Genomic DNA, 25,929 nt, shown 5'->3' with positions numbered 1-25,929 from the left:
TTGAAACCGGAGCCGTCATCCTACCCTGGCCGCCGCCCGAGGATCTCCGCGAGGCTGTCGCGCCAGCTTGCCTGGTCGCGTCGCTGTCCGGGTGGGTTCTCCTGGGCGAAGCGTACGACCCCGGCCTTGTCGATGAGGAATGTGCCGCGGTTGGCGTAGCCGCGGTCCTCGTTGAAGACGCCGTACGCCTGGGCCACCGCCCCGTGCGGCCAGAAGTCGGCGAGGAGGGGGAAGGTGTAGCCCTCGCGGTCCGCCCAGATCTTGTGGCTGTAGACCGAGTCGACGCTGATGGTCAGGACCTGCACCTCGTCGTTGGCGTACGCGGGCAGGTTGGTTTGGATCTCGGCGAGTTCTCCCTGGCAGGTGCCGGTGAAGGCGAGCGGGTAGAAGACCAGGAGGACCGCTTTGCGGCCGTGGAAGTCCGCGAGGGTGATCTCCTGGTTGTTCTGGTCCTTGAGCGTGAAGCCCGGCGCTTCGGTCCCCGCGTCGATCGGCATCCGGCCACGATAACCGCCTCCCCGCCGCCGCCCCGGACGGGCGGGAGCCCGTCACGGCGGGCGGGGGAGCAGCCCGCGCGGCGGCGGGAGCAACCCGCGCGCCGGAAGGGAGAGGCGGCGGGACGAGAGGCGGTGGGCGGCAAGAAATCCGGGCAGCAAGAAAAGCCGGGCAGCGAACGGCCCGGCTGAAGGACGACGGAAGGGTTACTTCTTCTTGGCTCCGCGGGGCGAGACCAGCCGGGCCGCGGTCCAGTCCTTGCCGGCGTTGACCGTGGAGGTCTGCTGGAGGCCGGCCGTCGGCGCGCTCTCGCTGACCTCGCTCGGCTCGACGTGGCCGTCGCGGCCGGCCTTGGGGGTCAGGAGCCACACCACGCCGCTGTCCGCGAGCGGGCCCAGGGCATCCGTGAGGAGTTCGAAGAGGTCACCGTCGCCGTCGCGGTACCAGAGGAGCACCGCGTCGACCACCTCGTCGGTGTCCTCGTCGACCAATTCACCCACGCGTTCGGTCAGGGCGTCACGGAGATCCTCGTCGACGTCGTCGTCGTAGCCCATCTCCATGACCACCATGGTCGGCTCGAAGCCGAACCGGTCCGCCAGGCTGCGTACGCCGTCGGCCTGACCAGCGGTCGCGCTCACTGTCGAATTCCTCCTTGCTGTTGACGACGCCGCCTTCGGCGACGCCGCTGGTGGCATCGCCGTCGGCGGTGCCGCTACGTCCGCGTCGCTGTAGGCGACGCTGCCGTTCTGTGGGGGTAGTCCACACACTCGGGCGGCTGCGCGCAAGTGGCGCACCGGGTGTGTGGCAATTTACCGCGCCAGCAGGGCGTGGGCACCCTGTGTGATGGCATCTTCCCCGATCAGGACCTGCTGCGCTGCCGGACCGAGCGGAACCAGCGAGTCGGCGGACGCGATGCGCCGGGCGGCGCCCACGAAACCGCCGTCCACCAGGGCCGCGAGGATGCCTTCGCCGACGCCGCCGGAGCGGCGGGTCTCGTCGACGATGAGGACGCGGCCGGTCGCGGAGGCCTCGCGGATCAGGTCGGCCACCGGGAGGGGGCTCAGCCAGCGCAGATCCACCACGCGGGAGCCGTACCCGTCGGCCGCGAGCCGGGCCGCGACGCGCAGGGACATGCGTACGCCGTTGCCGAAGGTGAGGATCGTCAGGTCTTCGGCGGAGCCGAAGGGGTAGGTGCGGGCGCGGCCCACCGGGATGTGCGCGCCGGCCCATTCGCCGGGCGGCGCGTAGGGGGCGAGCCATTCGTTGTCGCCCTGCTCGTACAGGTCGCGGGTGTGGTAGAGCGCGATCGGCTCGAGGAAGACGCCGACCGTGCCGTCGACGGCCGCCGCGGCCAGGCAGGAGCGCAGCATGGGTGCCGCGTCGGACGGCCGTGCGGGCACGGCCAGGACCAGCCCGGGTACGTCGCGCAGCACGGCGACCGAATTGTCGTTGTGGAAGTGGCCGCCGAAGGTCTGCTGGTAGGCGAGCCCGGCGACGCGGACGACCATGGGGTTGCGGAAGGCGCCCTGCGAGAAGAAGGAGAGCGTGGCCGCCTCGCCGCGGAGCTGGTCCTCGGCGTTGTGCAGGTACGCCAGGTACTGGATCTCCGGGATGGGGAGCATGCCTCCGAGGCCGGCGCCGAGGCCGAGCCCCAGGATGGACGTCTCGTCGAGCAGGGTGTCGAACACGCGGTCGGCGCCGAAGCGGTCCCGCAGGTTCTTCGTCACGCCGTACACGCCGCCCTTGGCCGCGACGTCCTCTCCGTAGAGGACCGCGCCGGGGTGGGCGAGCAGCGCGTCGGTGAGGGTGGCGTTGATGGTCTGGGCCAGGGTGAGCGGGCCGCCCTGCTCGGGGAGCCGGCCACCGAAGGCCTGCGCGCGGGCGGCCGAGCCGGCTCCCGAGGCGCGGGTGGCGGCGTCGGCGACGTGCCGGGCGACGCGCAGGGGCCGGCGGGGGGCGAGCGGCGCGACGATCTGCGCCGGGGTGGCCAGTTTGGGCTCGCCCAGGACCTCCTCGGCGACCTTGCGGACCTGCCAGCCGAGCTCGTCGTAGCGGGTGATGAGGTCGTCGGGGGTGGCCGCGCCGCCGGCGACGAGGAGCTTCGCGGTGGTCACCAGCGGGTCGCGGTCCAGGTCGCGGGTGATGTCCTCGTTCGACCGGTACGCGACCTCGGCGTCCGCACCGGCGTGCCCCATGAGCCGGACCGTGCTCAGGTGCAGGACGGCGGGGCGGCGCTGCTCGCGTACCCAGTCGGCGGCTTCGCGGGCCGTGTCGTACGCGGCGGCCAGGTCGCAGCCGTCGGCGGCGAAGTAGCGGATGCCGGGCCGGGCGCGCAGCGTCTCGGCGACCCAGCCGGGCGGGGACGCGACGCTGATGCCGTACCCGTTGTCCTCGCAGACCAGCAGCAGGGGCAGGTGCCGGTCGGTGTGCTCGTACCAGCCGATGGTGTTGAGGGCGGCCGTGGCGCTGGCGTGGTTGACCGAGGCGTCGCCGAACGAGGCCACCGCGATCGCGTCGCCGGGCCAGGGGCTCTCGACGCCGCGCAGGGCCGGCGCGTGGCTGATTCCCCACGCGAGGCCGACCGCCCGGGGCAGGTGCGAGGCGATCGTGGACGTGGTGGGGACGATCTGCAGGTCGGCCCGGCCGAAGACCTTGTGCCGGCCACCGGCGATCGGCTCGGACGCCGACGCGACAACCCCGCGAAGGACGTCCCGCGCGGCCTCGACAAGCGCGTCCACGTCTTCGCCGGAGGCGCGGCCGGCGGAAGACCCGGAGGCGCGGCCGGCGGAAGACCCGGAGGCGCGGCCGGTGGCGGGCTCGAGCGGCGGGACCTGGGCGGCGCGGACACAGTAGAACGCGCCGGAGCGGTAGTGCAGCAGAGTCGGGTCCGTGGGGCGCAGCGCGGCCGCGACGGCGGCGTTGCCCTCGTGGCCGGAGGAACCGATCGTGTAGAAGCCTTCGTTGAAGCTGCGCAGCCAGCGGGCCGCGAGGTCGAGGTGGCGGCTGACCAGCTGGGCGTCGAAGAGCTGCCGGGCCCGGGCGCCGGTGAGGGCGGAGCCCTCGCGGACCGGGTCGTCGCCCGGCCGGCGGGACCCGGCCGGCGGCAGGCCGGCGACGGCGTCGCGGAAACGCTCGTCGAGGTTCTGCGGGGTGGTCACCCGACCCAGCATTGCCGACCATGGCGAGCCCCGCCACCGCCGATGTGGACGCCCGCGCGGGCGTTCGGGGTAATGCCGGCGAACGGCCTGCGCAGACCCGGTACGGCGTGCTGATCTTGTGACATGGCGCTGTGGGCGGGCCTGGCCCGGCTGGGTCTGTGCGGGCTGTGGTTCGTCGCGGTGGGGACGGCCTTCCTGGCGATGGACCTCTACGTGTAAGACTTCCCGGTCATGGACACCACGGTGATCACCGTCCGGACCGGGAACCGGCCGGTCGTGCGCGACATCACGAGCGAGGCGGAGGATTTCGCCCGCGGTCGCGGCGACGGGCTGCTGCACGTGTTCGTGCCGCACGCCACGGCGGGACTGGCGATCATCGAGACCGGCGCCGGCTCGGACGACGACCTGCTCACGGCGATCGACGAGCTGCTGCCCGCCGAGGACAAGTGGCGGCACCGGCACGGTTCGCGCGGCCACGGCCGCGACCACGTCCTGCCGGCCTGGATCCCGCCGTATGCGACCCTGCCGGTCGTCGGCGGCCGCATCGCCCTGGGCACGTGGCAGTCCATCTGCCTCGTGGACCCCAACGGCGACAATCCGGAGCGCCAGGTGCGGTTCAGCTTCCTGCCCGGCTGAGCCCGAAGTTACTGCTCAGTACGTGTGTCGCGCGTCGCGTAGCCGGACCGTAGGCGTGACGCCGGCCACCGTCAGGGGGCAGGATGGAACCATTCCCGTGCGATTCACACAATGGGGCGCACGGTCCGACACCGACCAAGAGGAATGCCTGTGGCCACGGAACGCAAGCGCCCGGTGATCAGCGACGGCCTGCCGAGCCAGCTTCCGGACATCGACCCCGAGGAAACCAGCGAGTGGGTCGAGTCGCTCGACGGAGTCATCGACGACCGCGGGGCCAAGAGAGCCCGCTACGTGATGTTGCGCCTGCTCGAACGGGCCCGGGAGCGACAGGTCGGCGTGCCGCCCCTGACCTCCACCGACTACATCAACACGATCCCGCCGGAGCAGGAGCCCTGGTTCCCCGGCGACGAGTTCGTCGAGCGGCGGATCCGGGCGTACATCCGGTGGAACGCCGCGATGCTGGTGCACCGCGCCCAGCGGCCGGACATCGGGGTCGGCGGGCACATCTCGACGTACGCGTCGAGCGCCAGCCTCTACGAGGTCGGCATGAACCACTTCTTCCGCGGCAAGGAGCACCCCGGCGGCGGTGACCACATCTTCTTCCAGGGTCACGCCTCCCCGGGCATGTACGCGCGGGCGTTCCTCGAGGGCCGGCTCAGCGAGAACGACCTGGACGGCTTCCGTCAGGAGCTGTCGCACCCGGGCGGCGGTCTGCCGTCGTACCCGCACCCCCGCCTGATGCCGGACTTCTGGGAGTTCCCGACCGTCAGCATGGGCCTGGGCCCGCTGAACGCGATCTACCAGGCGCGGTTCAACCGCTACCTGCACAACCGCGGCATCAAGGACACCAGCCAGCAGCACGTGTGGGCGTTCCTGGGCGACGGCGAGATGGACGAGGTCGAGTCGCTCGGCGCGATCGGGCTGGCCGCCCGTGAGGAGCTCGACAACCTCACCTTCGTCATCAACTGCAACCTGCAGCGCCTCGACGGCCCGGTCCGCGGCAACGGCAAGGTGATCCAGGAGCTGGAGTCGTTCTTCCGCGGCGCCGGCTGGAACGTCATCAAGGTGGTCTGGGGCCGCGAGTGGGACCCGCTGCTCGCCGCGGACACCGACGGCGCCCTGGTCAACCTCATGAACGTCACGCCGGACGGCGACTACCAGACGTACAAGGGCGAGTCGGGCGCGTACGTGCGGGAGAACTTCTTCGGCCGCGACCCGCGCACCCGCAAGCTGGTCGAGCACATGTCCGACGACGAGGTGTGGAACCTCAAGCGCGGCGGCCACGACTACAAGAAGCTGTACGCGGCGTACAAGGCGGCCATGGAGCACACCGGTCAGCCGACGGTGATCCTGGCGAAGACGATCAAGGGCTGGACGCTCGGGTCGCACTTCGAGGCCCGTAACGCCACGCACCAGATGAAGAAGCTGACCCTGGACGACCTCAAGGGCTTCCGGGACCGTCTCTATCTGGACATCTCGGACAAACAGCTCGAGGAGAACCCGTACCTCCCGCCGTACTTCCACCCGGGCGAGAACTCGGACGAGATGAAGTACCTGCAGGAGCGGCGGCGTGAGCTGGGTGGCTACCTGCCGTCGCGGCGCACGAAGGCGATCCCGCTGAACATCCCGGAGTCGGCGAAGTTCGGCGACGTCAAGCGCGGCTCGGGCAAGCAGAAGGTGGCCACCACGATGGCCTTCGTCCGCCTGCTCAAGGACATCATGAAGGACAAGGAGTTCGGGGCCCGCTGGGTGCCGATCATCCCGGACGAGGCGCGGACGTTCGGCATGGACTCCCTGTTCCCGACCCGCAAGATCTACTCACCGCACGGCCAGACGTACACGTCGGTCGACCGCGAGCTGTTCCTGTCGTACAAGGAAGCCACCAACGGGCAGATCCTGCACGAGGGCATCAACGAGGCGGGCTCCACGGCCAGCTTCATCGCGGCCGGCACGTCGTACGCCACGCACGCCGAGCCGATGATCCCGCTGTACATCTTCTACTCGATGTTCGGCTTCCAGCGCACCGCCGACGAGCTGTGGGCGGCGGCGGACCAGATGACCCGCGGCTTCCTGCTCGGCGCGACCGCCGGGCGGACCACGCTCAACGGCGAGGGCCTGCAGCACGAGGACGGGCACTCGATGCTGATCGCGGCGACGAACCCGGCGGTGGTCGCGTACGACCCGGCGTTCGCGTTCGAGATCGCGCACATCGTGGAGAACGGCCTGCACCGGATGTACGGCGAGTCGCCGGAGAACATCTTCTACTACCTCACCGTCTACAACGAGCCCATCGTGCAGCCGGCGGAGCCGTCGGGCGTCGACGTGGAGGGCCTGCTCAAGGGCATCTACAAGTACGCGGCGGCGCCGCAGGCCACAGGCCCGAAGGCGCAGCTGCTCGCCTCCGGAACGGGCATGCAGTGGGCGCTCAAGGCGCAGCAGCTGCTCGCCCAGGACTGGGGCGTCGCCGCGGACGTGTGGTCGGTGACCTCGTGGACCGAGCTGCGCCGCGACGCGGTCGAGGCCGAGGAGCACAACCTCATGAACCCGGGCGACCAGCCGCGTAAGCCGTACATCGAGCAGAAGCTCGAGGGCACGGAGGGCCCGGCCGTCGCGGTCAGCGACTGGATGCGGGCGGTGCCGGACCTGATCAGCCGCTGGGTGCCGAACGACTGGACGTCGCTGGGCACCGACGGCTTCGGCATGAGCGACACCCGGCACGCGCTGCGCCGGCACTTCCACGTGGACGCCGAGTCCATCGCGGTGGCGACGCTGCGCCAGCTCGCGCTGCGCGGCAAGGTGCCGTCGCACGTGCCGGCCGAGGCCGCCAAGAAGTACGCGATCGACGACGTGAACGCCGCCCCGGTCGGCGAGACCGGCGGGGACAGCTGACGACGCCCGGCACCGCGTGATGAGGGGGTGGCCCGCGCCACCCCCTCATTTCTTGCCCTGAACGGCCGAACAGGCCTGCATGGCGCGTCTGCAGATCGGCCACAAGCTTCTCGCCCTGGGCCTGGGCGGCATTCTCAGTACCGCTGCGGTCCTCTTCGGGGTCGGCGCGTGGCAGAGCGACGCGTTCGCCGACCGCACGCAGGCGCAGGTGGAGAAGCTGACCACCGAGGACCTGAACCGGACCACGGACGAGGTCACCCGCCTGGTCAGCTCGGTCGGTGACGAGATCCAGTCCGGTGTGAACGGCGACATGACGGCCGCCGGCCAGATGCTGGCCCAGCGCGGCGGCGTGGAGTTCTCGGACGGCACGGCGACCTGGACCGCCACCAACCAGTTCACCCAGGACAAGCAGACCGTCACCCTGCCCCGGATGACGGTGGCCGGGCAGTGGCTGGGCCAGAACCTCGATCTGCGCAAGCCGACGCCGTTCGTCGACGACGTCGTGTCGCTGCTCGGCGGCACGGTGACGGTCTTCCAGCGGATGAACGAGGCCGGCGACCTGCTGCGCGTCGGCACCAACGTCAAGACCACGGGCAACCGGCGGGCCATCGGCACGTTCATCCCGGCGGTGGGGGCGGACGGCGCGCCGAACGCCGTGGCCACGGCGATCAAGGCCGGCAAGCCGTACCGGGGCGTCGCGCTGGTCGTGGGCTCCTGGTACATCACCGCGTACGACCCGATCAAGGACGCCACCGGCCGGGTGGTCGGCGCCCTGTACGTCGGCGTGCAGCAGTCGGAGGCGCTCAAGGAGCTGACCGACGCGATCTCCGGCAGCAAGGTCCGGGAGAACGGCTGGGTGACCGTCTACAGCTCCACCAAGGCGGACGCGGGCCGGATCATCGCCTCCAGCATCGCCGGGGCCGCCGGACGCACGGACCTGGGCGCCACCGACGCCGACGGCACCAAGTACGTCGAGCAGATCGTCACCCAGGCGCCGAAGCTGACCGGGGGAGCGACCTGGCGGGCCACGTACCGGCTGCCCGGGGCTGCCGGCGCGCCGGCTGGGGACACGACCACGACCGTCGCGTCGTACCCGCAGTATTCGTGGGCGATCGCCGTGGGCGGGTACGACGGCGACACCGCCGGCGCGGTCGACGCGGTGCAGGACGGCCGCCGCGCCATGCTCATCGCCTTCCTCGTGGCCGCGCTGCTGCTCGCGGTGGCCGGCGGGCTGTTCGCCGCCTGGCAGGCCCGCACGATCTCGGGGCGGCTCCGTTCGCTCACCGCGGGGCTGTCGCGGCTGGCCAAGCGGGACCTCACGGTCCGCGTCGCGGCCGGCGGGCACGACGAGATCGGCCGGGCCGGCGCCGCGCTCACCACCGCGGCGGCGGAGCTGCGCCAGGTGATGGCCGAGGTGACCGAGGCCTCGCGCGAGGTCTCCCGGTCGGCGGGGCAGGTCGCGGCGACCGGCGCGCAGCTGACCGCCTCGGCCGCGGCCGCCGCCGAGCAGGCCGGCTCCGCCACCCGCGCGGCCGGCGAGATCTCGGCCGTGGTGCAGACCGTGGCCGCGGGCGCCGAGCAGATGGGCGCTTCGATCGGGGAGATCTCGGGCAACGCCCAGGACGCCGCGCAGGCCGGGCGTGACGGCGTCGGCCTGACCGCCACCGCCTCCGGGGTGATCGACGAGCTGCGCTCCTCCACCGGCCAGATCGCCGACGTGGTCCGGCTGATCGCCAGCATCGCCGAGCAGACGAACCTGCTGGCCCTCAACGCGACGATCGAGGCGGCCCGGGCCGGTGACGCCGGCAAGGGCTTCGCGGTGGTCGCCGGCGAGGTGAAGGACCTGGCCCAGGAGACGGCGAAGGCGACGGAGGACGTCACCGCGCGGGTGTCGGCGATCGAGGGCGACACCGCGCGGGCGGTCGAGGCGATCAACGCGATCACGGCCACGATCGCCCGGGTGAACGACTACCAGAACGCGATCGCCGCCGCCGTGGAGCAGCAGGCCGCGACGACCGCCGAGATGTCCCGCAACATCGTCGAGGTGGCCGGCGGCAGCCGGGAGATCGCCGGCGACATCGGCGCGGTGAGCGGGGCGGTGGAGAGCACCCGCGCGGCGGTGACCGTGTCGCACGAGGCGGCCGGCGAGCTCGACGCGACCGCCCGGCGGCTGACCGAGCTGGTCGACCGCTTCACCGTCTGAAGCGGGACGCGACCCGCTCAGGCCGGGACGTACGTGATGACCTCGACCCCGGTCTTCGTGGTCCAGGAGCCGGTGTGGGTGAGCGCCACCTTGGTGCCCTCGTGCCAGAGCTTGCGGCCCTCGCCGACCACGACGGGGTAGATCATGATCCGGTACTCGTCGACCAGGTTGTGCCGGGTCAGATAGTTGAGCAGGTCGGCACTGCCGTTGAGCAGCAGGGTGCCGGGCCCGGCCTTCAGCCGCGCGACCGCCTCGGAGACCTCGCCCTGCAGGAACGTCGCGTTCCACTCGGGCTCGGTGAGCGTGGTCGTGGCGACGTGCTTGGGCATCGAGTTCATCCGCTTGCCGAAGTCCCCGGTCGAGGCCTCCATCTGCGGCCAGGCGGCCTTGAAACCCTCGTACGTCTTGCGCCCCAGCAGCAGGGCGCCGGCCTCGCGCAGGTTGGCGTCCTGCCAGCTGCCCAGCTCGTCGTTGAAGTACGGCCCGCTCCACGCCGGCTCCTCGAAGACGCCGTCGAGGGTCACGTACGACACCGCCACCAGCTTGCCCATGGCTCCCACTCCCTCAGCTCTCGTCCACCTGCGGGCAATGATCCCGCACCGGCTGGCGATCCGCGGTCTGCGCCGAGTGGGTGGGCGGGTCGGCCGGCCGGTCGGGTTTCTCGGGACGATGCGGGGAGAATGCCCGCCGGAGACGCGGGCCACCCTGCAAGATCGGCGTAGTCGCCCGATCGTTGGCCCGATGTCAGGTGTCGACCGGCAATGGGAAGGTTGGCACGGTGAACGTGGTCATCGACGGACGGTTCGTGCTCAACGCCGCGGACCTGCACCGCAGGCTGGCCGGGGCGCTCGGCTACGGGCCGTACTACCGGCACGATCTCGCCGATCTCCGCCGGCACCTCGCCGCCGGGGACCCGCGCCCGGTGCAGCTGGTGTGGACCCACGCCGACAGCATCCGGATGGCGCTCGGCGCGAGCGCGTACGAGCAGTTCGTGTCGACGCTGACGGAGATCGAGGCCGGCGACGAGGGGCGCGGCTGGAACGAGCGTTTCATCTTCCGCGTACTCGACTGAGGCGGGTGCACCCGCGCTGCACCCGCGGCCGTCTCAGGTCCGGCCCGGCCCGCCCGATTCCTTCTGGCACCTGCGGACGGCTCCGCGGGTGAGCGGGCCCGACCGTACCCCCCTCGGCGGCCGGGCCCGCTCTGCTACCGAGGCCGCCCGGGTTCGGCGGATTCGTCAGAGGCACCGGCCGGGAAGGGCGTGCGATGAGCGGACACCACGGCTCGTCCACCGGCGCCGCCGGCGAGAAGCTGTTCATCGGTGTCGACGCCGAGAAGATCGTGGTGTCGCCGTACCCGATCAAGATGCGGTCGGGGCGCGCCAAGCGCGACCGGCAGGGGTCGGTCGTCGAGGTCGTGCCGGTGGCGGCGAGCGGGCGGAGCAGGGAGGACCGGGTGCGGTTCTCGTCTCAGCTCTCGCTGGCCCTGCTCGTGCTGGTGGCCGTGCTCACCGCGCTCGGCATTCCCTGGTGGGCGGGCGTGGCGGGGGCCGTGGCCCTGGTCGCCTCCGTCACCGCCGGGCAGGCACGGGCCGCCCGCACCGGGGTGCTGGCGTTGCCCCGCGGTGACGACTCCTTCGTTCTGCACGCCGCCGAGGAGCGGGCCGTCTACGGGCGGGCGCTGGCGGTGGCCCGGCGGGTACGGCTGACCTGGCCGGCGTTGCGGCACATGGTCGACGCCGACCAGGCCGACCGCGACCTGACCGCGGCGCTGCGGGACCTGGCCGGGATCATGGCGCGCCGGCAGCAGATCCGGCGGCTGCGGGACGAGCTGGGTGCGGCCTCGCGGCACAATCTCCCCGCCGACAGCCCGGCCGTGCAGGCCCTCGCCGAGCAGCGGCTCCGGGTGGAAGGGCTGTGGCGCTCCACGGCCGAGGCGGCCAACCGGATCCTGGCGAGCATCAACACCGCCGCGCTGGCGGGTGAGGACCTGCTCCGCGAGCAGCGCATCGGCCGGACCGCCCGGGATGCCGAGCTGGCCATCTCCCGGCTGACGGCCGCCGCCGCGGCGCCCGCGGATTCGGGTCCGGAGCTGGCCGAGCGTACGGCGGCCGTCATCGCCGCCTACCGGGAGCTGGCCGCGGACCGCTGAGCCCCGGCCACCGCCTGCTGCACCTCCTCGGTGATCAGATCCATGTTCAGCTGAGCCGCCGTGTGCAGCCCGGCCGCGGCCGCGCTGACCACCTGCGCCATCTGGTCGGCCACGTTCCCGGCCACCCAGACGCCGGGTACCGCCGTGCGCCCCGTGGGCTCAGCCGCCACGGCCGACCCGCGCTCGTTCCCGGTGGCCTCCAGACCCAGCAACCCGAGCACCCCGGCATTGGCCACGAACCGCGGGGCCACGACGAGCGCGTCACACGCCACGATCGTGCCGTCGGTCAGCCGTACGCCGGTCAGGCTGCCGTCCGTGGCGACCACCTCGGCGACCTTGTCCGGCACGACCGTGATGCCGCGTGCGGCGAGTTCGCGGGCCTGGGTCTCGTCCGGGGCCGGGGCCGTGTGCAGGAAGAGGGTGATGTCGTCGCTCCACTGCCGCCACATCTGGGCCTGGTGCAGCGACATCGGGTCGGAGCCCAGGATGCCAATCGCCTTGCCGCGGACCTCGTACCCGTGGCAGTACGGGCAGTGCAGGACCCCGTGCCCCCACTGCTCCCGCAGGCCGGGCACGTCCGGCAGTTCGTCGGTGAGGCCGGTGGTGACCAGCAGCCGCCGGGCGTCGAACCGCCGCCCGTCCGCCAGCGTCACGCCGAGCAGCCCGTCGCCCGGCGCTGCCGACACGACCTCTCCGTCGATCACCTCGGCCCCGTAGCGGACGGCTTCCGCGCGCCCGAGCTCGCGGAATTCCGCCGGCGGGACCCCGTCGCGGGTCAGGTAGTTGTGGATGCCCTCGGCGGGCGCGTTGCGCGGCTCCGCCGCGTCGACCAGCAGAACCTTGCGCAGCGCCCGGCTCAGCGCCACCGTCGCACTCAATCCGGCGGGTCCCCCGCCGATCACGATCACGTCGTACGTCATGCCGCAACGGTGGCCGAGCCGCCCCGAAAGTGGCAAAGTTATTTGCCGTGATGGCAAACGATGAGGTGCTCGCGGCGGTCGGGCCGCGGTTGCGCGCGCTGCGGCAGGAACGCGGCACGACGCTCGCCGCGTTGTCGGAGAGCACCGGCATCTCGGTCAGCACCTTGTCGCGGCTCGAGTCGGGGCAGCGCAAGGCCACGCTGGAGCTGCTCCTACCGCTGGCCCGGGCCTACCACGTGCCGCTCGACGACCTGGTCGGAGCGCCGCCCACCGGGGACCCGCGGATCTACGCCCGGCCGATCAAGCACAGCAGCGGCCAGACGATCCTGCCGCTGAGCCGTCAGGCGACCGGCCTGCAGGCCTTCAAGCACCTCATCCCGCCGGGCCCGGCCGAGGTGCCGGACCCGAAGACCCATGAGGGGTACGAGTGGCTGTACGTGATCAGTGGCCGGCTCCGCGTCGTCCTCGGCGAGCACGATCTGGTCCTGCCGGCGGGGGAGGCGGCGGAGTTCGACACCCGCGTGCCGCACTGGTTCGGCCGCGCCTCCGGCGAGGCGGTCGAGTTCCTCACCATCTTCGGGCCGCAGGGCGAGCGCATGCACGTCCGCGCCCGGTCAACCCGGAAGTAGATCTCTACGGTACGCGACCAGCAGCACCGTGATGTCGCCCGCGGCGCGACATGAATGGTGACCATGGCCCGCATCGTGCCAGGATCCGTTCGCCGGTCACGAGCGGGTTTCATGCGCGGAGGGTGATCATGTGTTCACCCGTTCGGGTGAGTGCCTACCGCAAGGTAGGTCAATACGGTGGCTGCGACATGCATGCCACCGGCAGTGCCCGAATACCGTCCGCCACCAGCTCCGAGGAGCCGGCCGCCGGTCGGTGCGCGGCGTCCGGGCACGAACGCGGCGAGGACGGCTCAGGCGGCGCGGCGGGCCGTGGACATCTGCCGCGGCACGCTCAGCGGGGCGCCGGGCTGCGGACGCCGTCCCAGCGCGTCGAGCGCGTCCAGCAGCATCGCCTGCACGGTCGCAGAGGCGGGCAGCCGCCAGCCGTTCTCCTCCGGGGTGACGGCCCAGCGGACCTGTCCGTCCGGCGTCCGGCTCGGCGCGGCCGGGATCCACGAGCCGCGGCCGTGCCGCAGGACGTCCAGGCAGGACGCGAGCTCGGGGCGCAGCTCGTCGCCGGGGCGTACCAGGAACATCCAGCGTCCGGACGGCGCCACCGCGACCGGGCCGCGGGCGTCCTCGCGCTCCGGTCCGATCACGCCGGTGTGCAGCCGTACCGCGCCGAGGACCCGCAGGCCCACCGCGGCCGGCACCTCCAGGACGTCGAAGGCGCCGCCGGTGGCGAGCAGCACCGTGTACGGCCGGTCGCGCCACCAGCCGGCGATGCGCGCGGGGTCCGCGGACGCGTCGTCCTCCCAGCACTCGATCGCGGGATGGCAGCCCATGATCGGACAGCCGGGCCGGCCGCAGGCGAAGCGGTCGCCGCTGAGGTACGCCCCCGGCGTCACCGCCCAGCCCTGCCGGGCGTAGCGCAGCGCCGCACGGCGCAGGCGCAGCCGATCGAGGAGGGCCCGTGGGCCGATCGGCTCTCGGTTGCTCCACTGCATGGTCGGTTTACCCCCGGTTCGGGACTCGCTGCCGCTATATCAGGCGGGGTTGCCGTTACCAAGCGCGACACGCGTCGTTGGTTCGGTCAGATCACCCATTGCAAGTTGCATGAGAAACTACGAGCAACGGTGGGCAGGCGATCACACAACCTGTGCGACCAGCACGGACGAGTGAGGTCCACACTGCACGTGAAGCACCGGGTGCTCACCGGCGGGAGTCGCCGGGTGAGTTTGGGGAGGCACCGTGGACGAGCTGCCGATCGGCCGGCGAGTCGCCTACTGGCGCGGCCGGCGCAAGATGTCTCAGCAGGTCTTCGCGGACCGGTTGGGCAAGTCCAAGAGCTGGGTCGACAAGGTCGAGCGGGGGGTCCGCCGGCTCGACAAGTTCTCGGTCGTGTACGAGATCGCCGACGTGCTCGCGATCGACGTCCAGCTGCTGCTGGGCAAGGACGTCGAACGGCGGCCGGAGACGCAGAACTGCATCGACCAGGTCGAGGTCGAGGAGATCCGCGCCGCGCTCGAGCGCTACGACCAGATGAGCGCGTTCTTCCATCCCGTCCCGCAGGCGCCGCCGCTGACGGAGATGCGCAAGGCGGTCAGCCACGCCTGGCTGACCTATCAGCACGCGAAGTACGGCGTGCTCGCCCGCAAGCTGCCGCAGCTGCTGCGTGACGCGCAGGCCGCGGACAGCGCCCACGCGAGCGGCGAGGAGGCCCGCGACGCGGCGCACCTGCTCGGGCAGGTGTACCAGATCGCCTCCTCGGCGCTGCGCAAGGTCGGCGAGCACGAGCTGTCCTGGCTCGCGGCGGACCGCTCCATCGCGGTCTCGCAGCGCGCCGGCGACCAGCTGCTGGCCGGGATGGCCAGCCACCGGGTCGGCATGGCGCTGCTCTCGCTCGGCCGGGTCCGCTCGGCCCTCGAGGTCAACGTCAACATCGCGAACCGGCTCGCCCCGACGACGCCGGACTCGGCGACGCCGGAGCGGCTGTCCGTGTACGGGCTGCTGCTGCTCACCGGCGCGATGGCGGCGGCACGCATCGGCGACAGTGCCACCGTGCGCGACCTGGTCACCGGCGCCGAGCAGGCGGCGGCCGCGCTCGGCGGCGACTTCAACTACTACTGGACGTCCTTCGGGCCGACCAATGTGGAGCTGCACCGGGCCGCGGCCGCGGTCGAGCTCGGTGACGGCGGCAAGGCGATCGAGACGCACAACCGGATCGACCAGGAGCACTTCGCCGCGATGCTCCCGGAACGGCGCGCGCACCACTTCCTCGACATCGCGCGCGGGTACACCCAGCTGGGTGATGTGGAGAAGGCCAGCGAGATGCTGCTGGAGGGCGACCGGCTCGCCCCGTCCGAGATCCGCTGCCGCCCGCTGGCCCACGAGGTCATCTCCGACGTGCTGCGACGCACGCGGGGCACCCCGCCGGCACCCATCGCGGAGCTGGCCGAACAGATGGGAGTCGGCGTATGAGGTGGGTTGCGCGGTGAGCACGGCCAACCCCACGCCCGGCGTGCTCTACATCCTGGTGTGCGGCTCACCGATCGCCCGGGACGTGGGTGTGCTCGTCGACCTGGCCCAGCGTGACGGCTGGGAGGTCTGCGTGATCACCACCCCGGACGGGCGCAAGTTCGTCGACGCGGCGGCGCTGCAGGCGCAGACCGGGCACGCCGTCCGCAGCTACTACAAGAACCCGGGCGACGACGATCTGCTCCCGCCGGCCGACGCCATGATCGTGGCGCCCGCCACGGTCAACACCGTGAACAAGTGGGCTGCCGGCATCACCGACACGCTCGTGCTGGGGCTGCTGATCGAGGGGTACGGCTTCGGCATCCCGACCGTCGTGGTGCCGTACACGAACAAGGTCATGGCGATGCACCCGGCGCTGCACGAGAGCATGGCGAAGCTGCGTACCTGGGGCGTCGAGGTCCTGTACGGCGACGACGTGGTGAGCCTGGGCGGTCCCGGCCAGAACGACCGGTTCCGCAGCCGGTTCCCGTGGCGGCGGGCGCTGCAGACCCTGCACGCGCGCTTCGAGACGGACAACCGGGTCGAGCCGGGGGCTCGCTCCTAGGGGGCGTCCCGCAGGCCTCCAGTAGAGTTGGCGGCCGTGACCGACTCCGTGCTCGCCCCGCCGACCGTCCGTACGGTCATCGCCGCCCTCGACCGGCGTTATCCCAGGTCGTGGGCGGAGCAGTGGGATCGGGTCGGTCCCGTGCTGGGCGACTTCGAGCTGCCGGTCGAGCGCATCCTGTGCGTGGTCGACTGCGTCCCGGAGACGGTCGAGGAGGCGGTCGCGGCCGGTGCCGGGCTGATCGTCGCCCACCATCCGCTGCTGCTCAAGGGCGTCTCGTCGGTGGCGCCGGACACGTACAAGGGCCGCATCGTGCACCGGCTGATCAAGGCCGACATCGCCCTGTACGTCGCGCACACCAACGCCGACGTCGCGAATCCCGGCGTGTCCGACGCCCTCGCCGCCCGCCTCGACCTCGTCGGGCTGCGCCCGCTGGCGCCCGCCGCCCCGGGCAGCCCGGCCGCCGGCGAGGGCCGGGGGATCGGCCGGATCGGCGAGCTGGCCGCCCCGATGACGCTGGCGGAGCTGACCACGTTCGCCGCGCGCCGGCTGCCCGCCACCGCGGCCGGGGTCCGGGCCGCCGGTGACCCCGATCTGCTCGTGCGTACGCTGGCCGTCTGCGGCGGCGCGGGCGACTCCTTCCTCCAGCAGGCGACGGCCGCCGGCGTGGACGCGTACCTCTGCGCCGACCTGCGACACCACCCCGCCGGCGAGCATCTCGCCGCGGGCGGTCCCGCCCTGCTCGACGTGGCGCACTGGGCCAGCGAGCGCCCCTGGCTCGACGAGGTGGCCGGGTGGCTGCGCGCGCAGTTCGGCGTGGCCGTCCTCGTCTCCGACCTCGACACCGACCCCTGGACCGTGCACGCGGTCGCCGACGACAAGGAGATCCACCCGTGAAGGCCGCCCCGGAAGCCCAGCGCCGCCTGCTCGACCTGCAGGCCGTCGACACCGCGCTCAACCAGCTCGCGCACCGTCGCCGGTCGCTGCCCGAGCTCGCCGAGATCGACACCGTGGCCCGTGAGCTCTCCGCGCTGGAGGACGAGCGGGCCCGCGCCCAGGTGGCCGTCGACGACCTGGACCGCGACATCTCCCGCTACGAGAAGGACATCGAGCAGGTCCGTACGCGTAAGCAGCGCGACCAGGCCCGCCTCGACGCCGGCGGCGCGCTGCGCGAGATCGAGGGCCTGCAGCACGAGCTGGCGACGCTGAACCGCCGGCAGTCGGAGCTGGAGGACGCCGAGCTCGAGCTGATGGAGCGCCGCGAGACCGCCGAGCAGACGCTCAACGAGGTGCTGAAGCGCATCGCCGAGGCGAGCGAGCGCCGGGCGGCGGCCGAGTCACGACGGGACGAGGCGTACGCGGAGATCACCAAGGAGCAGGAGTTCAAGAACCAGGCCCGCGGCCCGCTCGCCGCCGACCTGCCGCCCGACCTGGTCAAGCTGTACGACAAGATCCGCGAGGAGACCGGGCTGGGCGCCGCGCTGTTCCGCTCCGGCCGGTGCGGCGGCTGCCGCATCGAGCTGTACGGCGCCGACCTGGCGCGGGTGAAGTCCGCCCCCGCCGACGAGGTGGTCCGCTGCGAGGAGTGCCGCCGGATCATGGTGCGTACGGCGGAGTCCGGTCTGTGAGCGACCTCCGGGTGGTCGTCGAGGCGGACGGGGGGTCGCGGGGCAACCCCGGCCCGGCCGGGTACGGCGCTGTCGTGCGCGACACCGGCTCGGGCGACGTGCTGCTCGAGCGGCACGGCTCGCTGGGCACCACGACGAACAACGTCGCCGAATACCAGGGCCTCATCGCGGGACTGCGCGCCGCCGCCGAGCTCGGTGCGGCGCGGGTCGACGTACGGATGGACTCGAAGCTGGTCATCGAGCAGATGTCCGGCCGCTGGCAGATCAAGAACCCGGGCCTGCGCCCGCTCGCCGCGGAGGCGGCCAAGCTGGTGGACGGCTTCGCCGGGGTGACCTTCGACTGGATCCCGCGCGAACGCAACAAGCTCGCCGACGCGCTCGCCAACCGCGCGATGGACGAGGCCGCCGGCAAGCCGGTCCGGGACGTGATCGAGCCCGAGGAGAAGACGCCGCCGCGCAGCTGGGCGCCCCCGTCGATGGAGGCGGCGACGCGGCTGATCCTCGTGCGCCACGGCGAGACCGCCCTCACCAAGCAGGGCCGATACTCCGGCCGCGGCGACGTGCCGCTCTCCGACGAGGGCGAGGCGCAGGCCATGGCCGCGGCCGGGCGGGTGGCCGGCATCAGCCGCGACGTCGCGGCCGTCGTCTCCTCACCCTTGAGCAGATGTACGCGCACAGCCGAGCTGATCGCCGCAGAGGTGGGCGGCGTCTCGGTCACCGTCATGCCGGAGCTGATCGAGTGCGACTTCGGCGACTGGGAGGGCCTGACCTTCGGCGAGGTGCGTGAGCGCTGGCCCGCGGAGATGGACCGCTGGCTCGGCTCGACGAGCGTGGCGCCGCCGGGCGGGGAGTCGTTCCAGACCGTGTCGAAGCGGGTCCGGGGCGCGCTGGCGACGCTGCAGTCCGCGTACCCGTCCTCGGTCGTCGTGGTGGTCTCGCACGTCTCGCCGATCAAGCTGATCCTGCGTGACGCGCTCGCCGCAGGCGACGCGTTCCTGCACCGGCTGTTCCTGGACGCGGCCGGCGTCTCCACGATGGACATGTGGCCGGATGGGGGCATAGCGGTGCGTTCGGTCAACGAGACGGCGCATCTTCGATAGATCGGCTTATTGCTTCTCCAGATCAGGGCGTTTAGCTTCCTCAATCAGGAAAGTTTGTTAAATGCTTCGCCCCTGGAGGGCTTCATGCGCGGACACACCCGTCGCTTCCTCGCCGTCGCCGCGGCCGTCCTGGTCGGCGTCACCGCCGCACCGGGCACGGCCCAGGCGCACGGGAAGAAGCCGTACGTCAAGGTCGGGTACTTCACCCAGTGGGGGATCTACGGCCGGGACTTTCAGCTCGCCAAGGTGGAGAAGTCCGGCGCCGCCGCCCGGCTCACCCACCTCAACTACGCGTTCGGGCCGGTCACGGCGGCCGGCGTCTGCGAATCGGCCGACCCGTGGGCGGACTGGCAGACGCCGTTCTCCGCGGAGCTCAGCGTCGACGGCGTGGCCGACGTGCCGGGCCAGCCGATCGCCGGCAACCTCAACCAGCTCGCCGAGCTCAAGAAGAAGAACCCGGACCTGCGGGTGCTGATCTCGCTCGGCGGCTGGACCGGCTCGGCGCACTTCTCCGACGCCGCGCTCACCGACGCGTCGCGGCAGAAGCTCGTCAGCTCCTGCGTGGACCTGTGGATCAAGGGCAACCTGCCGGGGCTGTCCGCGGGCGTCGCCGCCGGCATCTTCGACGGCATCGACCTCGACTGGGAATGGCCCGGCTCGGAAGGCAACGCCGGTAACGTGATCCGGCCCGAGGACAAGCAGAACTTCACCAAGCTGACCGCCGAGTTCCGCAAGCAGCTGGACAAGCTGTCGCGCACGACGAAGCGGCACTACGACCTCACCGCCTTCCTGCCGGCCGCCCCCGCCAAGATCGACGCGGGCTTCGAGCCGAAGATCTTCAAGTACCTCGACTTCGGTACGGTCCAGGGCTACGACTTCCACGGCTCGTGGGAGGCCCGGACGAACCAGCAGTCCGCTCTGCGCGTGCCCAAGGGCGCGCCGGACAACCCCGACTTCTCCGTCGAGGTCGCGATCGGCGCGTGGCGGGACCGGGGTGCGCCGAGCGGCAAGCTCGTGCTCGGCATCCCGTACTACGGCCAGGGCTGGACCGGCGTGACCGGCGGTGGCAACGGCCTGTTCGCCCCGGCCGCGGGCGGCGCGCCCGGCACCTTCGCCGTCGGCACCGAGGACTACAAGGTCCTCAAGAACCTGCCCGCCCAGGGCTACACCGTGCACCGCGACTGGCGGGCCGGGCACTCCTGGCTCTTCGACGGCACCACCTTCTGGACGTACGACGACCCGGCGCAGATCCTGCAGAAGACGGCGTACATCCGGGCGCAGGGGCTGGGCGGGGCGATGATGTGGTCGCTCGACGGCGACGACGAGAACGCGTCGCTGACCCGTACGATCTCGGCCGGTCTCTGGTCGCCCTGGCGGCACTGATCACCGTACGCAAGGGTGGTGTGCCGTTCGGCGCACCACCCTTGCCGTTCGGCGCAAGGTGATCTCCACTGTGACTTCGCTGTGAAACGTCTCGGTAACGTGCGGCCGATAACCGTCATTCACTCCGATCAGGAGGATCCCACCCATGACGGAACCGGTACGGTCCCCGCGCAGTGACCGCAGCCCCTGGTACTGGCTGCTCCTCATCCCCATCGTCCTGCCCCTGGTGACCCCGCTGTTCAACCGCGACTCGCCGCGGCTGTGGGGGTTCCCGGCGTTCTACTGGTTGCAGTTCCTCTTCATCTTCGTCGGCGTCGCCACGACCTCGCTGGTCTACCAGATGACCAAGCGGCCCACGCGGGTGTCCGCGCCCGAGACCCGGGAGGCCGTCGATGAGTGACCACATCACCGAGATCGTCATCTTCACGCTGCTCTTCCTGCTGGTCAGCGGCATGGGCTTCGTGGCTGCCCGGTGGCGCGCCCCGAAGGACATGGCGCACCTCGACGAGTGGGGGCTGGGCGGGCGCAGCTTCGGCGGCTGGATCACCTGGTTCCTGGTCGGCGGCGACCTCTACACGGCGTACACCTTCGTCGCCGTGCCGGCGCTGATCTTCGGTGCCGGTGCCGCCGGGTTCTTCGCGGTGCCGTACACGGTGGTCATCTACCCGCTGTTCTTCCTGATCCTCATCCGGCTCTGGTCGGTGTCGCACCGGCACGGCTTCGTCACCCCGGCCGACTTCGTCCGCTCCCGCTTCGACTCGCCGCTGCTCGCCCTGCTCGTGGCGATCACCGGGATCGTGGCGACCATGCCGTACATCGCGCTGCAGCTGGTCGGCATCGAGGCCGTGCTCAAGACGATGGGCGTGACGGGGGAGAGCGCCTTCGCCCGGCACCTGCCGATCATCATCGCGTTCGCGATCCTGGCCGCGTACACGTACCAGTCCGGCCTGCGCGCCCCGGCGCTGATCGCGTTCGTCAAGGACACGCTGATCTACATCGTGATCATCGTGGCGGTGCTCTACCTGCCGTACAAGCTGGGCGGCTGGGGCAGCATCTTCGACGACGCGAACGCGAAGTTCCAGGCCTCGAAGGCGCCCGGCGACGGCATCATCCTCAACGCCAACAACCAGCTCCAGTACATCACCCTGGCGCTCGGCTCGGCGCTCGCGCTGTTCCTCTACCCGCACAGCATCACGGGCGTGCTGGCCAGCAAGAACCGCAACGTCATCAAGCGGAACATGTCGGCGCTGCCCGCGTACAGTCTGCTGCTGGGCCTGATCGCCCTGCTCGGCTACATGGCGATCTCGGCCGGCGTCAAGCCGCTGCCCGGCGCCAAGGCCGGCAGCGTGGACAGCAACACGGTGGTGCCGCTGCTGTTCGACCAGCAGTTCCCGTCCTGGTTCGCGGGCGTCGCGTTCGCGGCCATCGGCATCGGCGCGCTGGTCCCGGCGGCCATCATGTCGATCGCGGCGGCGAACCTGTTCACCCGAAACATCTACAAGGAATACCTGAAGAAGGACGCGACCCCGGCGCAGGAGGCCAACGTCTCCAAGATCACGTCGCTGGTGGTCAAGGTCGGCGCGGTCGCCTGCATCATCTTCCTCGACCCGCAGTTCTCCATCGACCTGCAGCTCATCGGCGGCATCATCATCCTGCAGACCGGGCCCGCGGTGGCGCTCGGCCTGTTCATCCGCTGGCTGCACCGCTGGGCGCTGATCGCCGGCTGGGCGGCCGGCATGGCCATGGGCATGTGGATGCTCTACAACATCCCGAACGCCGCGACCGGCCGCAAGCACTTCGGCGGTTCGGCCTTCCTGCTGTCCGACCTGGGCTTCGACAGTCAGAAGACCATCTACGTGGGCTTCGTGGCGGTCGCGGTCAACCTGCTCGTGGCGGTCGTCGTGACGCTGATCCTGCGAGCCGCGAAGACCCCGGACGGCATGGACCACACCACCCCGGACGACTACTTCGCCGACGAGGGCGACCCGCGCCTCGAGAAAGCCCGTACGACCCCCGACGCGGACCCGATCGCCTCCTCGACCTGACCCGCTCCCTCATCCTGCCGCGGCCTCGGACGTCCTATCCGAGGCCGCGGCCTTTGATGTACGAGTCCATGTCCCGCGTGAGCCGCTCGAGGACGCCGGCCAGCTCCTTGCGCTCGTGGCTCGTCCAGTCCTTGAGCACCACGTCGTACAGCTCCCGCCGCGCCTTCGCGACCGCGTCCACCTGCGAGAGCCCCCGCTCGGTCGCGGCGATGACCGTGCCCCGCCCGTCGTCCGGGTCCGGGGTCCGCTCGACCAGGCCGTCGCGGTGCATGGCGCTCACCTGCCGGGTCACCGTCGAGCCGTCGAGGTTCAGGCGGTGCGCGACGGCGGAGACGTTCTGCGGCCCGGACTCCTTGAGCAGGCGCAGAATCACGTACGCGGCGCGGTCCAGCGCCCGGTGCGGCCGCGGTGAACTGCGCCGGGTCGCCTCACCCAGCCGGATGAGCATCGCCACCTGCGTCTCGATGACGCCGAGCGCCGCTTCGTCGTTCGCCATGTGTCCGTCCCTTGTCGTCCCCGGCATTGTGATCGGTGCGGCTGGGGGATCGCTGACAGCCATTCTCAACGGAAGGCCCGCCACAGCAGCACCAATCCGATCAACCCGCCGAACGTGACAATAAGTACCTTCAACACCTTTGCCGGCAAACGCCGTGCCAGCCGCGCCCCCGCGTACCCGCCCACCACCGTCGCGGGCGCCACCACCAGCACAGCCCCCCAATGGATCGGCGCGAACACGGAGAACACCACCACGGTCACCAGCCCGACACAGGCGGACAGCACATTCTTCAACGCGTTGATCCGGTTCAAGGTCTCGTCCAGCACCAGCGCGAGGGCGGCCACGTACATCACCCCCAGGGCGGCGCCGAAGTAACCCCCGTACACGGCCCCCACGAACACCACGACCGGCAACACACCCCGCCGCCGCCGGCTCGCATGCCCCACCAGCGCCCGCAACCGATCCTGAAACCCCAGCGTGGCGGCCGCCCCCAGCACCAGAAACGGCACGATCACATCGAACGCCCGCGCGGGCGTCCCGAGCAGCAACGCACAGCCACCGGCGGACCCGGCCACACACACCGGCACCAGCGACACCAGCCGCCGCCACTGCCCCCGCAGATCCGCGCGGCTGCCCACAACACTGGACACGTACCCCGGAAACACAGCCACCGAATTCGTGACGTTCGCGGCAACGCTCGGCAACCCCACCCCGATGAGACTCGGAAACGTGATCAGCGACCCGCCGCCGGCCAACGCATTGACGGCGCCCGCGACCAGACCGGCGGCGAGCAGCAGAAGAACGTGTCCCACATCCATGATGCGAAAGAATCTACGGCGACGGCCCGACGCTTTCCCGCCGGGCCGGCAGGTCCGGGATCTTTCCCGCCGGGGGTGCCCACTCGCCCGCCCCGCGGGCCGCCGGCGTCTGCCTTTCTCTCCCGCCTCGGCCCGCCGCCTTCTCTCTCGCCGCTCTGCCTGCCGCCTCTCCGGGGCCTCGCCGTTCCGCCCGCGGGCAGCCTTTGCCCGCTGCGCCGGGCCTCGTGCCCGCGCGCCCGCCCGGCGGCAGGTGCGCCGCCTGCGGGCGCGGACCGGTCGCTGCCGTAGGATGACGGCGACGGACGAGTCGGCTGGGCGGTCGCGTCGGCACCCTTGATCGGATGCCGCCGAGGAACGTCCGGACTCCGCAGAGCAGGGTGGTTGCTAACGGCAACCCGGGGTGACCCGCGGGAAAGTGCCACAGAAAACAGACCGCCGGCCCACGGGCCGGTAAGGGTGAAACGGTGGGGTAAGAGCCCACCAGCACCCCGGGCGACCGGGGTGGCTCGGTAAACCCCACCCGGAGCAAGGCCAAGAAAGGCCGCCGCCGCAAGGCAGCGACCGGCGCAGGCGTCCGAGGGCTGCTCGCCCGAGCCTGCGGGTAGGCCGCAAGAGCCTGCCGGCAACGGCAGGCCGAGATGGATGACCGCCCAGCGGCGAGAGATCGCCGCGGACAGAATCCGGCGTACAGGCCGACTCGTCCGTCACCCTCCTGAATCAGCCGGCGTTCGTTCGTCGCCGGCATGCGGCGAAGAACGCGGCATGCGGGCGCCCAGGTCGAAGGCCCGGGGCTGCGAACCCCGGGCCTTCATGGGTGAAGCGATGTCGGGCAGTGCTACTGCCGGGTCCAGGTCCAGTCCTTGATCAGCACCTCGTGCTGCGGGCCCCAGGTGGCCGTGGAGCCGGGGTAGAGGGAGATCGCCTCGGCCTGCAGGCGCGCCGCGACCTCGGTGCCCCAACCGTTCTTGGGCGTCCGGGAGTAGGGCGCCGCGATCGGGGTGCCGTCGATGGAGAGCTCCACCCGCTGGCCGACCGGGTCCACGAGGAAGGTGACCCGGTGCCAGGCCGTGTCCGGCTTCAGGTAGCCGGCCGCCTGCCAGGCGCTGCCGGTCCATACCCTGATCTTGCCGAAGTTCGCGTCCCACGGGTTCAGCACCCACTGGAACGCGGTGCCGTGGTCGACGCGGGTGTTCGCGCCGTCCCAGACGAACAGGCCACCCTCGACGGTCTGGGCGTTACGGGGGCCGCCGGCCGTGGTCGGCACGAAGGGCATCTGGAAGGAGTAGGCGGCCTGGTGGACGAGCGTCATCATGGACGGGTCCGTGACCGGCTTGTAGGTGATGTTGTGCGCCATGATGCCGCGGTTGAGGATGTTGGCGCGCAGCCGGGAATCGGCACCGCGGTGCTCGGTGGTGATGTCGGCGGCGTTCACCGGCGCCTGGCCGGCCGCTGCGTAGAGGCCGTCACCGACGACAGTGGTCCAGCCGGCCAGGTCGGTGCCGGAGGTGGTGACCGGCACGGCGGCCATGGCGGGCGCCGAGAGGGTCGTCGAAGCCGCCACGGCGAGGGCTCCTGCGCCCGCGCCCAGCAGCGTGAGGAAGCGTCGCCGGCCGTGCACGGCCGACTCGTTCAGGTTAGGCATGGGCCACCAGTCGACGGGCAACCGGTAGGACTGAGGCCCGTACGCTGTGACCCTTGTCTCGGCACTTTCCCCTCATGGCGTCGGTGCTTGCGGGGTGGACGAACAGACGGCCTTGAGTGCGGTCGGAAGCGGGAGATGATGAGGCAAGCGACGCTGTTCCTGACCGTGGGACTCCCGGGTACGGGAAAGACCACGGCAGCCCGGCGCATCGAGGTCGAGCGGGAAGCGCTTCGTCTCACGAAGGACGAGTGGGTGAAGGCGCTCTACGGCCACGAGAACCCGCCGGCGGCCGGGGACGTGATCGAGGGACGGCTCATCCAGATCGGGCTGCGTGCCCTGGAGCTGGGTAACAACGTCGTGATCGACTACGGGCTGTGGAGCCGGGACGAGCGTTCCGCTCTGCGCCAGGCGGCGGCTGACCGGGGCGCGACGGTGGAGATGTACTACTTCGCGGTCAGCGTGGCGGAGCAGCGGCGACGACTGGAGCGGCGGCAAGCCGAAGCGCCGCATACGACGTGGCCCATGTCCGACGACGAGCTCGTGGAGTGGGCCGCCCGCATCGAGGTTCCGACGCCGGGCGAACTCGACGGCACTGAAGCCGTTGACGCCCCGCCGGCTGGATTCGCGACCTGGGACGACTGGCGCGGACGCCGCTGGCCGCCGTCGGTTCGCTGA

General features: G+C 71.5%; 24 protein-coding genes and 1 other RNA gene. 16 read left to right on the top strand and 9 right to left on the bottom strand.

All coding sequences use genetic code 11. From position 1 onward, the window contains the following. Positions 1 to 20: 20 nt before the first annotated feature. From AB0K03_RS17080 to AB0K03_RS17070, 3 genes are all read right to left on the bottom strand, one after another. Positions 21 to 497 (bottom strand): peroxiredoxin, encoded by a 477-nt coding sequence (locus AB0K03_RS17080; protein ID WP_364685311.1) that lies wholly within the window; start codon positions 495 to 497, stop codon positions 21 to 23. Between the two features lie 204 nt (positions 498 to 701). Beyond that, on the bottom strand, positions 702 to 1,133 hold the full coding sequence (locus AB0K03_RS17075; RefSeq protein ID WP_364685309.1) for a DUF3052 domain-containing protein: 432 nt from the start codon (positions 1,131 to 1,133) through the stop codon (positions 702 to 704). A gap of 171 nt (positions 1,134 to 1,304) precedes the next feature. Further along, on the bottom strand, positions 1,305 to 3,665 hold the full coding sequence (locus tag AB0K03_RS17070) for a thiamine pyrophosphate-dependent enzyme (protein ID WP_364685306.1): 2,361 nt from the start codon (positions 3,663 to 3,665) through the stop codon (positions 1,305 to 1,307). A 219-nt stretch (positions 3,666 to 3,884) separates the two neighbouring features. On the opposite strand from AB0K03_RS17070, the gene AB0K03_RS17065 reads away from it, so the two are divergent. From AB0K03_RS17065 to AB0K03_RS17055, 3 genes are all read left to right on the top strand, one after another. Then, the gene (locus tag AB0K03_RS17065) at positions 3,885 to 4,289 is read left to right on the top strand and encodes a YjbQ family protein (protein ID WP_364685303.1); all 405 of its coding nucleotides are present in this window, start codon (positions 3,885 to 3,887) and stop codon (positions 4,287 to 4,289) included. Between the two features lie 150 nt (positions 4,290 to 4,439). Then, positions 4,440 to 7,178, top strand: coding sequence for a pyruvate dehydrogenase (acetyl-transferring), homodimeric type (gene aceE / locus AB0K03_RS17060; RefSeq protein ID WP_364685301.1), 2,739 nt, complete (start codon positions 4,440 to 4,442; stop codon positions 7,176 to 7,178). A gap of 79 nt (positions 7,179 to 7,257) precedes the next feature. Further along, a complete protein-coding gene (locus AB0K03_RS17055) occupies positions 7,258 to 9,381 on the top strand; it encodes a methyl-accepting chemotaxis protein (protein ID WP_364685298.1) in 2,124 nt (707 codons plus the stop codon). Positions 9,382 to 9,398: 17 nt separating this feature from the next. Here the strand turns inward: AB0K03_RS17055 and AB0K03_RS17050 are convergent, their stop codons facing one another. Beyond that, a complete protein-coding gene (locus tag AB0K03_RS17050; RefSeq protein WP_364685295.1) occupies positions 9,399 to 9,932 on the bottom strand; it encodes a dihydrofolate reductase family protein in 534 nt (177 codons plus the stop codon). Between the two features lie 227 nt (positions 9,933 to 10,159). On the opposite strand from AB0K03_RS17050, the gene AB0K03_RS17045 reads away from it, so the two are divergent. Together AB0K03_RS17045 and AB0K03_RS17040 are read left to right on the top strand one after the other, a co-directional pair. Further along, the gene (locus AB0K03_RS17045; RefSeq protein ID WP_364685292.1) at positions 10,160 to 10,453 is read left to right on the top strand and encodes a barstar family protein; all 294 of its coding nucleotides are present in this window, start codon (positions 10,160 to 10,162) and stop codon (positions 10,451 to 10,453) included. Between the two features lie 194 nt (positions 10,454 to 10,647). Beyond that, a complete protein-coding gene (locus AB0K03_RS17040; RefSeq protein ID WP_364685291.1) occupies positions 10,648 to 11,532 on the top strand; it encodes a hypothetical protein in 885 nt (294 codons plus the stop codon). Here AB0K03_RS17040 and AB0K03_RS17035 read toward each other — a convergent pair. Further along, on the bottom strand, positions 11,505 to 12,452 hold the full coding sequence (locus tag AB0K03_RS17035; RefSeq protein ID WP_364685288.1) for an NAD(P)/FAD-dependent oxidoreductase: 948 nt from the start codon (positions 12,450 to 12,452) through the stop codon (positions 11,505 to 11,507). The genes AB0K03_RS17040 and AB0K03_RS17035 overlap by 28 nt on opposite strands. 50 nt (positions 12,453 to 12,502) lie before the next feature. On the opposite strand from AB0K03_RS17035, the gene AB0K03_RS17030 reads away from it, so the two are divergent. Further along, positions 12,503 to 13,081 (top strand): XRE family transcriptional regulator, encoded by a 579-nt coding sequence (locus AB0K03_RS17030; RefSeq protein WP_364685479.1) that lies wholly within the window; start codon positions 12,503 to 12,505, stop codon positions 13,079 to 13,081. A 290-nt stretch (positions 13,082 to 13,371) separates the two neighbouring features. Here the strand turns inward: AB0K03_RS17030 and AB0K03_RS17025 are convergent, their stop codons facing one another. Further along, a complete protein-coding gene (locus AB0K03_RS17025; RefSeq protein WP_364685285.1) occupies positions 13,372 to 14,067 on the bottom strand; it encodes a bifunctional DNA primase/polymerase in 696 nt (231 codons plus the stop codon). 244 nt (positions 14,068 to 14,311) lie between these two features. On the opposite strand from AB0K03_RS17025, the gene AB0K03_RS17020 reads away from it, so the two are divergent. From AB0K03_RS17020 to mctP, 8 genes are all read left to right on the top strand, one after another. Further along, positions 14,312 to 15,541 (top strand): helix-turn-helix domain-containing protein, encoded by a 1,230-nt coding sequence (locus AB0K03_RS17020; RefSeq protein ID WP_364685282.1) that lies wholly within the window; start codon positions 14,312 to 14,314, stop codon positions 15,539 to 15,541. Positions 15,542 to 15,554: 13 nt separating this feature from the next. Then, on the top strand, positions 15,555 to 16,142 hold the full coding sequence (locus tag AB0K03_RS17015) for a flavoprotein (RefSeq protein WP_364685280.1): 588 nt from the start codon (positions 15,555 to 15,557) through the stop codon (positions 16,140 to 16,142). A 36-nt stretch (positions 16,143 to 16,178) separates the two neighbouring features. Continuing rightward, the gene (locus AB0K03_RS17010; protein WP_364685277.1) at positions 16,179 to 17,039 is read left to right on the top strand and encodes a Nif3-like dinuclear metal center hexameric protein; all 861 of its coding nucleotides are present in this window, start codon (positions 16,179 to 16,181) and stop codon (positions 17,037 to 17,039) included. Beyond that, positions 17,036 to 17,770, top strand: coding sequence for a DUF7581 domain-containing protein (locus AB0K03_RS17005; protein ID WP_364685274.1), 735 nt, complete (start codon positions 17,036 to 17,038; stop codon positions 17,768 to 17,770). Before AB0K03_RS17010 ends, AB0K03_RS17005 begins: the two co-directional genes overlap by 4 nt. Next, the gene (locus AB0K03_RS17000; protein WP_364685271.1) at positions 17,767 to 18,870 is read left to right on the top strand and encodes a bifunctional RNase H/acid phosphatase; all 1,104 of its coding nucleotides are present in this window, start codon (positions 17,767 to 17,769) and stop codon (positions 18,868 to 18,870) included. The genes AB0K03_RS17005 and AB0K03_RS17000 overlap by 4 nt, the downstream gene beginning before the upstream one ends. Before the next feature lie 84 nt (positions 18,871 to 18,954). After that, positions 18,955 to 20,253, top strand: a complete 1,299-nt coding sequence (locus tag AB0K03_RS16995) for a glycoside hydrolase family 18 protein (RefSeq protein ID WP_364685268.1) — start codon at positions 18,955 to 18,957, stop codon at positions 20,251 to 20,253. 145 nt (positions 20,254 to 20,398) lie between these two features. After that, a complete protein-coding gene (locus tag AB0K03_RS16990; RefSeq protein WP_364685265.1) occupies positions 20,399 to 20,653 on the top strand; it encodes a DUF3311 domain-containing protein in 255 nt (84 codons plus the stop codon). After that, positions 20,646 to 22,298, top strand: a complete 1,653-nt coding sequence (gene mctP / locus AB0K03_RS16985) for a monocarboxylate uptake permease MctP (RefSeq protein WP_364685262.1) — start codon at positions 20,646 to 20,648, stop codon at positions 22,296 to 22,298. The genes AB0K03_RS16990 and mctP overlap by 8 nt, the downstream gene beginning before the upstream one ends. Positions 22,299 to 22,332: 34 nt before the next feature. On the opposite strand, the gene AB0K03_RS16980 is transcribed toward mctP, so the two are convergent. Continuing rightward, positions 22,333 to 22,794 (bottom strand): MarR family transcriptional regulator, encoded by a 462-nt coding sequence (locus AB0K03_RS16980; protein ID WP_364685260.1) that lies wholly within the window; start codon positions 22,792 to 22,794, stop codon positions 22,333 to 22,335. A 65-nt stretch (positions 22,795 to 22,859) separates the two neighbouring features. Further along, complete coding sequence (locus tag AB0K03_RS16975; RefSeq protein WP_364685257.1) at positions 22,860 to 23,612, bottom strand: sulfite exporter TauE/SafE family protein; 753 nt, start codon at positions 23,610 to 23,612, stop codon at positions 22,860 to 22,862. Between the two features lie 303 nt (positions 23,613 to 23,915). On the opposite strand from AB0K03_RS16975, the gene rnpB reads away from it, so the two are divergent. Then, positions 23,916 to 24,316: RNase P RNA component class A (gene rnpB, locus AB0K03_RS16970), an RNA gene on the top strand. A 131-nt stretch (positions 24,317 to 24,447) separates the two neighbouring features. Here rnpB and AB0K03_RS16965 read toward each other — a convergent pair. Then, positions 24,448 to 25,254, bottom strand: a complete 807-nt coding sequence (locus tag AB0K03_RS16965; RefSeq protein WP_364685255.1) for a hypothetical protein — start codon at positions 25,252 to 25,254, stop codon at positions 24,448 to 24,450. A 135-nt stretch (positions 25,255 to 25,389) separates the two neighbouring features. On the opposite strand from AB0K03_RS16965, the gene AB0K03_RS16960 reads away from it, so the two are divergent. Then, the gene (locus AB0K03_RS16960; protein ID WP_364685252.1) at positions 25,390 to 25,929 is read left to right on the top strand and encodes an ATP-binding protein; all 540 of its coding nucleotides are present in this window, start codon (positions 25,390 to 25,392) and stop codon (positions 25,927 to 25,929) included.

Origin of the sequence: Actinoplanes sp. NPDC049316 (assembly GCF_040677315.1) — a bacterium.
Taxonomy (GTDB): Bacteria; Actinomycetota; Actinomycetes; order Mycobacteriales; family Micromonosporaceae; genus Actinoplanes.
The sequence above is the reverse complement of the archived record's forward strand: the minus strand, read 5'-3'. Positions and strand labels throughout refer to the sequence as shown.

Excerpts from the sequence above, each read along its gene's own strand:
- AB0K03_RS17080 (WP_364685311.1), bottom strand. The coding sequence starts at position 497 with ATGCCGATCGACGCGGGGACCGAAGCGCCGGGCTTCACGCTCAAGGAC.
- AB0K03_RS17070 (WP_364685306.1), bottom strand. The coding sequence starts at position 3,665 with ATGCTGGGTCGGGTGACCACCCCGCAGAACCTCGACGAGCGTTTCCGC.
- AB0K03_RS17065 (WP_364685303.1), top strand. The coding sequence starts at position 3,885 with ATGGACACCACGGTGATCACCGTCCGGACCGGGAACCGGCCGGTCGTG.
- AB0K03_RS17055 (WP_364685298.1), top strand. The coding sequence starts at position 7,258 with ATGGCGCGTCTGCAGATCGGCCACAAGCTTCTCGCCCTGGGCCTGGGC.
- AB0K03_RS17050 (WP_364685295.1), bottom strand. The coding sequence starts at position 9,932 with ATGGGCAAGCTGGTGGCGGTGTCGTACGTGACCCTCGACGGCGTCTTC.
- AB0K03_RS17040 (WP_364685291.1), top strand. The coding sequence starts at position 10,648 with ATGAGCGGACACCACGGCTCGTCCACCGGCGCCGCCGGCGAGAAGCTG.
- AB0K03_RS17035 (WP_364685288.1), bottom strand. The coding sequence starts at position 12,452 with ATGACGTACGACGTGATCGTGATCGGCGGGGGACCCGCCGGATTGAGT.
- AB0K03_RS17030 (WP_364685479.1), top strand. The coding sequence starts at position 12,503 with ATGGCAAACGATGAGGTGCTCGCGGCGGTCGGGCCGCGGTTGCGCGCG.
- AB0K03_RS17025 (WP_364685285.1), bottom strand. The coding sequence starts at position 14,067 with ATGCAGTGGAGCAACCGAGAGCCGATCGGCCCACGGGCCCTCCTCGAT.
- AB0K03_RS16995 (WP_364685268.1), top strand. The coding sequence starts at position 18,955 with ATGCGCGGACACACCCGTCGCTTCCTCGCCGTCGCCGCGGCCGTCCTG.
- AB0K03_RS16990 (WP_364685265.1), top strand. The coding sequence starts at position 20,399 with ATGACGGAACCGGTACGGTCCCCGCGCAGTGACCGCAGCCCCTGGTAC.
- mctP (WP_364685262.1), top strand. The coding sequence starts at position 20,646 with ATGAGTGACCACATCACCGAGATCGTCATCTTCACGCTGCTCTTCCTG.
- AB0K03_RS16980 (WP_364685260.1), bottom strand. The coding sequence starts at position 22,794 with ATGGCGAACGACGAAGCGGCGCTCGGCGTCATCGAGACGCAGGTGGCG.
- AB0K03_RS16975 (WP_364685257.1), bottom strand. The coding sequence starts at position 23,612 with ATGGATGTGGGACACGTTCTTCTGCTGCTCGCCGCCGGTCTGGTCGCG.
- AB0K03_RS16965 (WP_364685255.1), bottom strand. The coding sequence starts at position 25,254 with ATGCCTAACCTGAACGAGTCGGCCGTGCACGGCCGGCGACGCTTCCTC.
- AB0K03_RS16960 (WP_364685252.1), top strand. The coding sequence starts at position 25,390 with ATGATGAGGCAAGCGACGCTGTTCCTGACCGTGGGACTCCCGGGTACG.